Origin of the sequence: Paraburkholderia mimosarum LMG 23256 = NBRC 106338, from assembly GCF_000739815.1 — a bacterium.
Lineage (GTDB): Bacteria > Pseudomonadota > Gammaproteobacteria > Burkholderiales > Burkholderiaceae > Paraburkholderia > Paraburkholderia mimosarum.
Window position 1 is genome coordinate 425,966 of sequence record NZ_BBJJ01000001.1, and the last position, 11,418, is coordinate 437,383.

The following is an 11,418-nucleotide window of genomic DNA, read 5'->3' on the forward strand; positions in this document are numbered from 1 at the left end:
CGAAGCATGCGCGTTTCATCAGATTTCGGAATTGTCGTCCGCCGTAAGGCTTTGGAGGACAAGCAAGTGGATCTATCCCCCGCCCTTAGCGAATTTCATTTCGAAGGATACTTTGATCAATCTAACGAGTTCGTATCGCTGGGGCCGTTCTTTGGAGGTGATGCGGCAGATGACTGTATGAGAAGCCTCGAAAAGCTGGGACTTAGCTACATAGATGACTTCTTCATCTTTACGGGCGATTTTCCGAGGTGGTGCCGTTTCGAAGTATTTTCGCCAGCGGAATGACAGGTAGATGCGACGGCGCTTTGTGATGAGGTGTTGCCACAAACAGCGGCATCAAGCTCGTAGAGCAAGACGGGAACATTTATCAGTTCAGTATTCCGGGGGCGAACGGAGACCTTTCTGTTGTTACTGAAATGACTCAAAATGGCAATCAGCTTGTATTGAATGGCATGCATATTGATGGCCCCGGGGCTGGATCGAGCAGCCTCAGCCAGCTACGTAACATTGCGCGCGCTTTAGGACAGCAGTACGGCGTGGACGAAGTTGTGATCAACGGCGGAACACGAACATCTGGTGCGAGCCCAGGAAAGGTACCGCGTAGCATAACGATCAAGGTAAACTAATGACTATGATTCGCGTGACCGGGTGGCGGCCCGGGTTCAATAAAGTTCAGTTTGGCTCATTGCTTCGCGAGTGCTGTGGCTTCACCCTGTCGGAAGGGAAAAGTTGCGTAGATTCGGTACTCGCAGGGGAGCCGATTAGCGTGAGGGTTGCTCAAGATCGCAGCGCATATTTCTTGGAACGAGCCTCAGCATTGGGTGTGGTCTGCGACCTGAAGGATGAGTGATGTCACTCTCGATGAAGCGTGGTAGCAACTGGACCGATGAGTTGCCACAAACAGCGAGGCCACGAGTCCAGTCGGCGTAAGCGGCAGTCCAATGACGGTGCCGCGAGGAACAAACGTTCCTACGACCATTAATGGGGTTGACTACACTGCCCACGCGATTGATCAAATGCAAGGGCGTGGCATCCCACCTTCGGTAGTTCAAAACACGATTCAGAATGGGGTTGTGTATCCCACCGGGGCGGGGACGACGGGGTATTACGATTCCGTGAATAATGTTCGTGTTATTACGAACTCGACCACCGGTCGTGTAGTTACCGTCATTCCAGGAGCGCCAGGCAAATGAGTGATTCAATGAATACCCTTGAAGCCAAGGTGCAGAAGGTCCTGATTCAAGAGTGGGACCCAATCGGAGTCAAGGATATACCCGAGGCGCAGGACGAATACGACATGTACGTTCCTGGTATATGCCGAATGCTCCGCGCTGGGCAGTCGAATATGGAGGTCTACAGTCATCTGCGTTGGATCGAGATGGAGCGCATCGGGCTTGAAGGTGATGAGCAACATACGCAGCGGATTGCAGCAAAACTGGTTGGTCTGTTGCCGTGATGCTTGAGCTGGGAGCAGCCCGTCGCCTCTCGCCATTGCTGGCTCTGCTTATGGGGTGGCTCGTCCTGGCGGAGCACGTCGGGGGCGTGACGGTCTGGAAAGCCTTACCGCGTCTTGCGTGGTGCCTAGTTGTGGCGTCCAGATGAAGTCGTTTGGTACGCAGGGCTCACATTGAACATCCGACGATGAACGAGCCATATCAAGAAACCCGGACTGTAGCTGATTTGCTCGATGCAGCAGGCCTGAATGACTACGCCGACCAACTTCGGAGCGCGCTTGTGGAAGGTGCTACCGGGACGGAAATTTACATGATTTTGCATTGGCGTTTAGCAAACATGGCGGCAGATGCCGCGGTTGCTCCTGGCTTGAAGGCGCGATTGCTCACGTTGCACGGTTATCTTGATCGCGCGTTAGGACCGTAGTTGTGGCGAGATCGCGACTCCATCCCCTCTCATACGACAGCTGTCGGAAGGAGTGTTGCAGGTGCGTTGGAATACACCGTACAAGGTGCCGTTACTGTCGCAGCAGCGTGCGCAAATTGTCGCCCGGACAGCAGCAGAGAGACGAATCCAGTCATGCGCCGGGACAGCGCCCGATTGAAATTCCCCAGCTTCGATTGGGACGTGTTACGGAAAACAAACAATGGCGAACTTGAAATCCACGCTTTTTGCTGCCGGCTTCTGTGCTGGCTGCACGGCCCTGTCCGCGTACATCAACCTTGCCCATCGCAGTACGTCTTCTGCGCTAGTTCAGCTCGATTGGCTCATCAAATTGCATATTGGCACTGCAGCGCTTGGCGCGATGTTGTTTGCGTTTTTCGTCGTTGGTACGCCAGCCGCTCTGCGCGGGCCGGTGTCGGCATCGAGTTACGGAGTTGGCATGGTGCCGCGCGTTGGCGCAGTTCGTTTTTTTATCCCAGGAAATGGCGCCTTTTTCTCGGCCACGCGAATCGTTCAAATATTAGGCGTCATCGTCTGCCTGATGATTCAGTTCATTTACGTCGCGCCGTTGGGTGACGATGCACGGGGAGACACGGCGCGCCCCGTCAAGATGCTGGGGAAGCCGCTCACCGCGTGAGATAGTGACCGGGTCGTTAAAGGGGGGCGCCGCGTAGCGGGTGAGGTTGGCACGGCTCTCAGTTTCTTACTTCGTGAGAGCAATCGACCCAGCTGGTGCGCCGCTCCATCAGGGGTAGCAAGTGGTACCCGTGGCGTTTGCGACAGCGATGGGTGCAGCGCGGTTGGAACAACTGCTGAAGCGCAGACAACCGGGAACGGCGCGCTGCTTGCTGGGACCTCACGTCTTCAGCGGCGGCAGTCGGGGTAGGGCATTGCTCCGAAGTTGGTTGGTCTGTTGCTGAGATGATCGGTGATGATGTCCGCGCTCTCGTCTTTGCTGTTCGATGGACGCGGATTGTTTGGCTGCGATGGCTTCACGACCAACGAAGCCGGGTTCAGCGGGTGTGATTGGGAAAAGCGGCGCTGGTGAAATAAAGAATGAGCATAACTAAAAGCATGGATACGACGTATGCCGGGGATGGGCCAGTTCTGTTGCGAGCGCTATGTATCGGGATTGCACTCGCGTCACCAATTCCAGGCGCTTATGCCGCCGGGATCGTCGCCGATGGCAGCACCGCGACGAGCGTTTCGACGACCGCGAATGGCCATCAGACCGTCGCCATCGCGCCTGCCGTCGGCGGTGTGTCGAACAACACCTACCGCTCGTTCAACGTCACGACTGCGGGCGCGGATTTGAACAATGCGGGCATCAACGCGCGCACCATCGTCAACCAGGTCACCAGCACGAATCCCTCGCTGATCCAGGGGGCCATCAACGTCCTTGGCCCTCGCGCGAACGTGATCCTTGCGAACCCGAACGGCGTCACCGTCGACGGTGGCTCCTTCGTGAACGCGGGGCATGTCGTCCTGTCGACGGGCCAGGTGAGCTTCAACGATATTACGCTCGCGCCGGGCCAGATTCAGCGCAACGTCGTGCTAACCACGAGCGGCGGCGCGATCACTATCGGCCCGGGTGGTCTCACGGGCAACCTCATCAACCTCGATCTCGTCTCGAAGCAACTCGCCGTAAGCGGCCCGGTTACAAACGGCTATTCGAGTTCGACTGGCGGCATCCGCGCGATCACGGGTAGCAGCACGACGACGTGGGATACGGGCCTCTCGCCGTCTGATAACGGCCACGACTGGCTGATCAGCCAGACCTCGCCGGGCGCGCAACAATCCGGCTACGCGATCGATATCACGGAGGCAGGCGGACTGACTGCGGGACGCGTGCAGCTTATCGTCACCGATCAGGGCGCGGGTGTGCGCAGTGCCGGCACGCTCTACGCCACGGCGGGTGATGCGGTCGTGCAGGCCAATGGCGATATCACGGTCGCGGGCGGCAAGGTGACCGCCGCCAATGACGTGACGATGACTACGCCCGGCGCTGTGTCGGTCCACGGCGCAGCGGTTTCGGCGAGTCATGACGTAGACGTCAGTGCAGGCAGCATTGCCGTGTCTGACGCGTCTGCCGGGCCTTCGACCGTCGCAGCAGGCAACGCCGTGACGCTCGCCGCGACGGGCGACATCACCAACACCGGCAGCCTCATCCAGTCGGGTTATGTGCAGCCGGACGGATCGCTCACAGGCGGCGACCTGACACTCAACGCGGGCGGCAGCATCACGAACCGCTCGGACGCAGCGAACCTTGGCATCCTGTTCGCCGTGAATGGTGCAGCGGCGCTAACCGCTCCAGGCGACATTACCAACGAGAACGCGCGAATCCTCGCGAACGGCGCGATGACGCTCGCCGCACAGGGCGACGTAGACAACATCATCGACCATTCCGTCGGTGTCAACAGCGGCACGCCGGTAGCGTACTCATACGAGGGCGGACGCTTCCTGTTCTTCCAGCACAGGTCGAGTGGCTTCAACGTCGACTACGGCACCATCAATGAGCCGGACCAGCTTGCGCTGATCGCGTCGACCACCGGGCCGATGTCGATCAGCGGACGCAACGTCACGAATTCGGGTGGCATCATCCAATCGAATGACGGCGACATCAAGATCAATGCAACGGGTGTGTTCACCAATGCCGCGGTGTTCGCCGGACAGGCGAGCTACTCGCGGAGCTGCTTCGTCTTCTGCCACGGCAGCGCGTCGAGCAACGTGACGCCCTACGGCGGCTCGATCCTCTCGGGTGGCGACATGACCATCAAGGCGGGTACGAGCGCGTCGGATATCGGCGGCAACGTCTATGCGCACGGGAACCTCACGGTCGACGCGCCGCTTTCCTATGCCACAGGCGTGACGGGTTACTCGTCCATCAACCAGAGCCGCGGCTTCAAGGCATTCTTCGGCTCGACCTGGGCACAGCTCATCGCGATGGATATCGGAGGGGGCTTTACGGCGGACGGCCTCGTGACGCTCACGGGCGACGCCATCATCAACGGCGGTTATATCTCGGGTGGGCAGGGAGTCAACGGTAACGTGACGACGCTGCGCGCGCCGTCGAGGACGCCGGTGCAGATCGGCCAGCACCTCGGGCTGACGACATGGTTGTGGTTCTGACGATGCAGACGAAGATTAGCCTGAGGCTCGCCGCCCTCCCTGCGGCGATCGCCGTCGTAACGAACGTCTGCGCACAGACTCCGCCTCCTCCACCTCCTGTTGCACCACCTGCCGCGCCGCGTCCGGTACAGGACCCCGGGCAGCAACTGATCGACCAGCAGCGCGAGGCCACACGCCAGCGGCAGCTTGCCGAGCCGCCCGCACAGATCAGCGTCGCCCCGCAGGGCGGCGGCACGGCGCTGAACATCCCGCTGGACACGCCGGTCGACCAGATTCCCGAACCCGGGCCGACCTTCCGCGTCCGCCAGATCGTGCTGACAGGACCCGGTGGCCAGCCCCTCGTGCGCACGGTCGTTTCCCAGTCGACGCTCGACGCGATCACGGCAGCGTTTACCGGTCACGATATCGGCTCGCACCGCCTTAACGTGCTGCTGCAGCGACTCACGAATGCCTACGTATCCGTAGGGTACGTCACGACGCGCGCGGTGCTGGGACCGCAGAACATCGGCGCGGGCGTGCTGACGGTTGTGATCCAGATGGGGCGTATCGAAGACTTCATGGTCAATGGCAAACCCATCCATCGCCTCGCGACGAACGAGCCATCCTCCGGGGGCGGGTGGCTTACCGACGCGGGCTACCAGAACGCGTTCCCGTCCGGCCCGGGCGATCCGTTGCGGCTGTCCGACATCGATCAGGGCGTGGCGCAGATCAACCGCCTGCGACGCAACCAGGCCAGCGTTCAGGTCCTGCCGGGGCAGACGGTGGGCGATTCTGTGGTCGCGATCAGCAATCAACCCGGCGACCGCACGTACTACACGCTGGGCGTGGATAACTATGGCGCTCAATCGACAGGCGTGACGCGATACCGTGCTGGCGTCGAGGCCGACAACCTGATCGGCCTGCAGGAGTCGCTGAGCCTGAACTATATCGACAGTATCGAGAGCAACGCACTCGTCGGCTCGTTCGCGATTCCGTGGGGCCGTCATACCTTCAGCTACACGCTCTCGGACTCCGAGTACCAGCAGGTGATCGGCACGACCGCCCTCGAGTACGGACGCACGCTGAGCCACATCTTCGGGTGGAACTACCAGCTTGGGCGCACGCAGTCGGACCTGACCGCGCTCGACGCGACGCTCACGTGGAGACGCACGGACCGTGAGATCAACAACATCGATCTCAATCCACAGCGCGAGGCGGTGCTGCGCGTGGGCGGCAACTGGCTGCACCGCTTCATGCTCAACGAGGCGCCCGGCAACTTCACCCTCGACGCAGGTCTCTCGCAGGGTCTGCCGTGGTTCGGCGCGGACCACGATGGGCCGGATTTCCCGCGTGACTCTGCGCATGCGCAGTTCACGAAGTTCGACGCGACGGCGACGTGGACCGTACCGCTGCCCAAGCTCGGGCGCGTGGCGATCGCCTATCGTGGTGCGCTGGGCGGCCAGTACACGAATGTGGCGCTTTACGGCAACGACCAGCTTTATCTCGGCGGCATGGACACGATCCGGGGCTTCCGTTCGGGCGACATCGCGGGCGACCGGGGCTTTTACTCGCGCAACGAACTCGCATGGGTGAACGTGCCGGTGTGGCACGACGGGCGCATTGAGCCCTACGTGTTTCTCGACGCGGGCAAGGCAGACCTCATCGCGGTGCCGGGCTTTTCGACGCTAGCGGGCGTGGGAGCGGGCCTGCGTGCGCAATGGCAGTGGCGCCACCAGCAGTTCTCGGGCGAGGCGATGGTGGGGCGGCAACTGGCCAGGCCTGCGGCCATTGGCCCGAAGTCGACGCTCGCGCTCGGCACCATCAACTGGTCTTTCTAGGCGGACTTTTTTCCCAAAGGTGTACCAAATGTTCCAGATCAATACCCTGATTCGCGCTGCGTGCGTAACGGCTTTTGCTTCGGTGGCGCTCGGTGCGCTCGCACCGTCGTTTGTGTATGCAGCCGACGCACCCGCTTTGAGCCTGCCAGCGGGTGCGGTGGCCATCGTCAATGGCGTAACGGTGGCGCAGAGCCAGCTCGACGCCGCTGTGCGTGAGGTGACGGCGAAGACCGGACAGCCCGACACGGCGCAACTACGCCAGACGCTCACAAACGGACTCGTGGCGCGCGAAGTTCTGCGCCAGAGCGCGGAGAAGGCGCACTACGACCAGAAGCCGGAAGTGCAGCAGGCAGCAGTGGACGCGAAAATCGGGACCGAAATCCAGCTGTATCTGAAGGACAACATTCATCCCGAGCCGGTGACGGACGACCAGGTGAAGGCACGCTATGACGCCATTGTCGCGTCGCTCGGCAAGGATGAGTTCAAGACGCGCATCATCTCCGTGACGGATGAAGCGACGGCGAAAGCGGTCCTTGGCAAGGTCAAGTCGGGCGGTGCGTTCGATGCGCTGGCGAGGCAGTACAGCATTGCACCGACCAAGGCGAACGGCGGTGAGATGCCATGGGTGAGCTATCCCGTCCCGGCGACCGAGGGCAAGACACAGGGGCTGCCGCTCGTGCTGGCGCAGACGATCGCCAAACTGCCAGTGGGCGGGATGACGCCGCAGCCAGTTCAGGTCGGCAACGTGTGGGTGATCGTGAAGCTCGATGCGAAGCGCGCGATGCAACTGCCGGCGTTCGATCAGGCGAAGGGGGCCATGCGCCAGCAGCTTGAAGCGCTCGCGCTGCAGAAGGCTGCGGCGCAGTTCACCGCGAACCAGCTCAAGACCGCGAACATTCAGCAGTAACGTCGAAGCTGCCACCAACGCTGGGTCTGCGTACTGCGTGTGCGCGCCTGTCCGATGACAAACGGGCGCTGCTCGCACGGCTCGTGAGTCTTGGCGTCTCGGATCGCGCGTTCATCGCGGCACTGGCGATCGTGCAGATCATGCGCTTCGATACGGACTCCCGGCTGCGGGTCCGGCCAATCGCCTACGGGCACGCTGAAGTGCGGACCAACCATAGAGCTGGAGGGAAAACTTCGGTGGTCGGGGAAATGTTGTGTAATGAACTCGACGCGGTAGTTTCACTGTATGACAGCTTCGTTCAACGCTCTGCGGGCGGAGATGAGAGCGAGCGTCTGATCCTGATAGAACGGAAGGTATGTAAGGTAGTCCGTTTCAGCCGCTTCGATCAACGCCGTTAGCTCGGTTCGCAATGCACCAACGTCAGCCTCTTTCCTGGACTCGTTGAGAATCTTTCGTGTCCCATCCGGCGTATCAAGTTGCCGCGCGTAGAGAGGGCTCATTTCGAGTCTCGCCAAGAAATTCTCGACACGATTCCGGCGCGCTCCGGTCCTCAGCTCGCACGCGAGCGCCAAGCCGGATCGCGATCCGGCTTCAGTCGAGCAGTTTCAGCACATCGTCGTATAGCGCGCGCGGCACCTTCACGCCTTCGCGTTCGCTGCGCTCGCGCGCCTCGAACCGGCGCTGCGACGGCAGGCGCGCGCCCTGCGCGGTAATCGCGGCGAACAGCCGCTCCGCGCGCGCCTGGCCGGCTTCGTAGCCGTCGCCTCCGAAGCGGCGCGGATCGATGGCGATGACGAGTTCGCCGTGACAGGGGCTCGCGCCCGCGCCCTCGTCGAAGGCTTGCGACTCCATGCTCGTGAGGTCGCCGATCAGCGCGCCCGCGAGCAGTTCGATCATCGCCGCGAGCGCCGAGCCCTTGTGGCCTCCGAACGTCTGCATCGCGCCGTCCAGCGCGGCGCGCGCATCGGTGGTCGGCTGGCCGTCGCTGTCGAGCGCCCAATGCGGCGGAATGGGCTTGCCCTCGCGCGCGTGCAGTTCGATGTCGCCGCGCGCGATCGCGCTCGTCGCGAAGTCGAATACGAAGGGCAGGCGCCCCTCGCGCGGCCACGCGAACGCAAGCGGATTCGTGCCGAACACGCCGCGCGTGCCGCCCGCCGGCGCGACCCAGCTATGGCTCGGGTTCATCGCGATGCCCACGAGCCCTTGCGCCGCGATGGCTTCGACCTCGGGCCACAGCGCCGAAAAATGAAAGCAGCGGTTGATGGCCATCGCCGCGATGCCCTGGCTGCGCGCTTTCTGCGCGAGCACGGGAAGCCCGGTTTCGAAGGCGAGGAGGGAGAAGCCGTAATGCGCGTCCACGGTGAGCACGCCGGGCGCGATATCGCGCAGCGTGGGCTCTACGCGCGCCTCGACCTTGCCGCTCTTGAGCGAGCGCGCGCAGACGAGCAGGCGATAGATGCCGTGCGAATGACATTCGTCGCGCTGGCCCTGGGTGATGACGCGCGCGATCGCATCGGCATGCGCCTCGGACATGCCGTGCCGCAACAGAACGTTGCGCGAGAGCGCGAAGACTTCGTCGAGCGTGAGGACGACCTGTGCCGGTGCGTCGTTCGTGGCGGTAGTGGACATGGCATCCGTGTGAAAAGACAAACCGGGCCTGTGCGGCCCGGTTTCGATGAAGCGAAGAAGGATCGGGAGAACGGTGCGGTCAGAGTCCGACGTCCGGCAGGGCGGGGCGCGTGGCCAGCGCCTTCTCGACGACGGCCTTCACATGTGCGAGCGCCTCGCCTTCGAGCGCCAGGCGCGGGGGGCGCGTGACGGCGCTGCCGCGGCCCACCAGTTCCTCGCACAGCTTGATGCACTGCACGAGGTCGGGGCGCGCGTCGAGATGCAGCAGCGGCATGAACCAGCGATAGAGCGCGAGCGCTTCGTCGAAGCGCTTTTGCTTCGCGAGACGGAAGAGCGTTTCGCCCTCCCTGGGGAACACGTTCGACATGCCCGAGACCCAGCCTTGCGCGCCCACGGCCACGCTTTCGACCACCACGTCGTCGAGGCCCGCGAACAGCACGAAGCGGTCGCCCACGGCGTTGCGCAGATCGATGAAGCGGCTCGTGTCGCCCGAAGAATCCTTGAAGCAGACGATATTTTCGCAATCCTGAAGAGCGATAAGGATGTCGGGCGTGACATCGTTCTTGTAGATCGGCGGATTGTTGTAGACCATCACGGGCACGTCGGTGCTCGAAGCCACGGCGCGAAAATGCGCGGCCGTCTCGTGCGGCTTCGCGGAATAGACGAGCGCTGGCATGACCATCACGCCGTCCACGCCCACGCGCGCCGCTTCCTTCACGGTCTGGCGCGCGAATTCGGTGGTGAATTCGGCGATACCCGCGATCACCGGCACCTTGCCGCCGGCGGCGTCGCGCGCGGCTTCGATCACCGCGATCTTTTCGTGCGTCGCGAGCGAAGTGTTCTCGCCGACGGTGCCGCACACCACGAGCCCCGACACGCCGTCCTTCACGAGGTTGCTCACCACCCGGTGCGTCGCGTCGATGTCGACCGAGAAGTCCGCCTTGAACTGCGTGCTGACGGCGGGGAACACCCCGCTCCACTGGATAGCGCTCACTGTGACTCACTCCTTGAATGCGTAGCGGCTCGCGCCGGTACCTGTTGAATATGAGTGGAGTATCGCTGTCCAGATCGTTTGACGCTTGGGGCCTTTCGCTTCTCAGGAAGACGAAATCTGCATAGTCCGCTGCTTGACTTCTTCCACGGCGGGAAAACCCTGGGTGCGCCGCCGCGACGCTTAGGCGCCGGACGTTTCCGGGTTTTCGTGCGCCTGCAGCAACGCGCGATACTGGCTCGGCGTGATGCCCACCGTGGCCTTGAATTGCCGCGTGAACGCGCTGTGATCGTTATAGCCGCATTGCGTGGCGATGTCGGTGATGCTCAGGTCGCTCGCCAGCAGCATGGAGGCCGCGTCGAGACGCGCTTTGAGCAGCATCTGGCGCGGCGTGAGGTGAAAGATCTTGTGGAAGTAACGCTCGATCTGCGCCACCGACATGTCGATGAGCTTCGCGAGCTGCGCGAGCTTGACGGGTTGCGCATAGTTGTCCTGGATGTACTTCGCCGCGACCGCGAGCCGCTGATAGGCGGGATGCGTGCCTTCGGCGGCCTGCAGGTCGCGCGAAATGCCCGCCACGCCCAGCACGCGGCCGCGCGCGTCGTGCAGCGGGACTTTCGACGTGAGGCACCAGCCCGGCTGCCGCCCGGGATACAGATGCAGTTCGAGCTGATCGACGAGACTGCTGTCGAGCCGCACGACGGCCTGATCCTGCGCGGTGTAGCTGTGCCCGAAGCGCGAGGGAAAGACCTGCTCGGCCGTCTTGCCGAGCAGCGCGCGCTTGTCCTTGAAGCCGCAGCGCGCGGCGAGCGTGGTGTTCGCGATCACATAGCGCGCCTCGTGATCCTTCACGAAGAACACCACGTCGGGCATGGCGTCGAACAGCGGTTCGAGCATGGCGAAATGCGCGACCATCTGCGCGAACGTGGCGTTTTCGAGGGCGGCGGGCAGGACCAGTTCGGGCATCGCTTGAGCACAAGGCGGGATCGAGGAAGACCGCTATTGTGCCGTTTCGCTCGCCCTCGCGCATGCAGTAATCAAAAAGCGCG

General features: G+C 62.4%; 11 protein-coding genes. 7 read left to right on the forward strand and 4 right to left on the reverse strand.

The features are described 5' to 3' along the window. Positions 1 to 6: 6 nt before the first annotated feature. The 7 genes from BMI01S_RS01875 (at position 7) to BMI01S_RS01900 (ending at position 7,749) form a co-directional block, all read left to right on the forward strand. On the forward strand, positions 7 to 285 hold the full coding sequence (locus BMI01S_RS01875) for a hypothetical protein (RefSeq protein WP_028229926.1): 279 nt from the start codon (positions 7 to 9) through the stop codon (positions 283 to 285). A gap of 916 nt (positions 286 to 1,201) precedes the next feature. Continuing rightward, the gene (locus tag BMI01S_RS01880) at positions 1,202 to 1,456 is read left to right on the forward strand and encodes a hypothetical protein (RefSeq protein WP_051381279.1); all 255 of its coding nucleotides are present in this window, start codon (positions 1,202 to 1,204) and stop codon (positions 1,454 to 1,456) included. A gap of 185 nt (positions 1,457 to 1,641) precedes the next feature. Then, positions 1,642 to 1,878 (forward strand): hypothetical protein, encoded by a 237-nt coding sequence (locus tag BMI01S_RS40600; RefSeq protein WP_154671121.1) that lies wholly within the window; start codon positions 1,642 to 1,644, stop codon positions 1,876 to 1,878. A 220-nt stretch (positions 1,879 to 2,098) separates the two neighbouring features. Next, positions 2,099 to 2,533, forward strand: a complete 435-nt coding sequence (locus BMI01S_RS01885) for a hypothetical protein (protein ID WP_051381281.1) — start codon at positions 2,099 to 2,101, stop codon at positions 2,531 to 2,533. 419 nt (positions 2,534 to 2,952) lie between these two features. Further along, positions 2,953 to 5,025 (forward strand): two-partner secretion domain-containing protein, encoded by a 2,073-nt coding sequence (locus tag BMI01S_RS01890; RefSeq protein ID WP_244884633.1) that lies wholly within the window; start codon positions 2,953 to 2,955, stop codon positions 5,023 to 5,025. Positions 5,026 to 5,027: 2 nt separating this feature from the next. Beyond that, positions 5,028 to 6,842 (forward strand): ShlB/FhaC/HecB family hemolysin secretion/activation protein, encoded by a 1,815-nt coding sequence (locus tag BMI01S_RS01895; protein ID WP_042288139.1) that lies wholly within the window; start codon positions 5,028 to 5,030, stop codon positions 6,840 to 6,842. 28 nt (positions 6,843 to 6,870) lie between these two features. Beyond that, positions 6,871 to 7,749 (forward strand): peptidylprolyl isomerase, encoded by an 879-nt coding sequence (locus tag BMI01S_RS01900; protein WP_051381282.1) that lies wholly within the window; start codon positions 6,871 to 6,873, stop codon positions 7,747 to 7,749. Between the two features lie 278 nt (positions 7,750 to 8,027). Here BMI01S_RS01900 and BMI01S_RS01905 read toward each other — a convergent pair whose 3' ends face one another. The 4 genes from BMI01S_RS01905 to BMI01S_RS01920 all read right to left on the reverse strand — a co-directional run bounded on the left by BMI01S_RS01905 (position 8,028) and on the right by BMI01S_RS01920 (position 11,335). Next, positions 8,028 to 8,249 carry a hypothetical protein gene (locus BMI01S_RS01905; RefSeq protein WP_154671122.1) on the reverse strand — a complete coding sequence of 74 codons (222 nt, stop codon included), beginning with the start codon at positions 8,247 to 8,249 and terminating at the stop codon, positions 8,028 to 8,030. Between the two features lie 91 nt (positions 8,250 to 8,340). Beyond that, positions 8,341 to 9,378 carry an Ldh family oxidoreductase gene (locus tag BMI01S_RS01910; RefSeq protein ID WP_028229932.1) on the reverse strand — a complete coding sequence of 346 codons (1,038 nt, stop codon included), beginning with the start codon at positions 9,376 to 9,378 and terminating at the stop codon, positions 8,341 to 8,343. 79 nt (positions 9,379 to 9,457) lie between these two features. Then, a complete protein-coding gene (locus BMI01S_RS01915; RefSeq protein WP_154671123.1) occupies positions 9,458 to 10,372 on the reverse strand; it encodes a dihydrodipicolinate synthase family protein in 915 nt (304 codons plus the stop codon). A gap of 180 nt (positions 10,373 to 10,552) precedes the next feature. Further along, positions 10,553 to 11,335: an AraC family transcriptional regulator gene (locus tag BMI01S_RS01920; protein ID WP_028210689.1), complete on the reverse strand. Its 783-nt coding sequence runs from the start codon at positions 11,333 to 11,335 to the stop codon at positions 10,553 to 10,555. Positions 11,336 to 11,418: the final 83 nt, after the last annotated feature.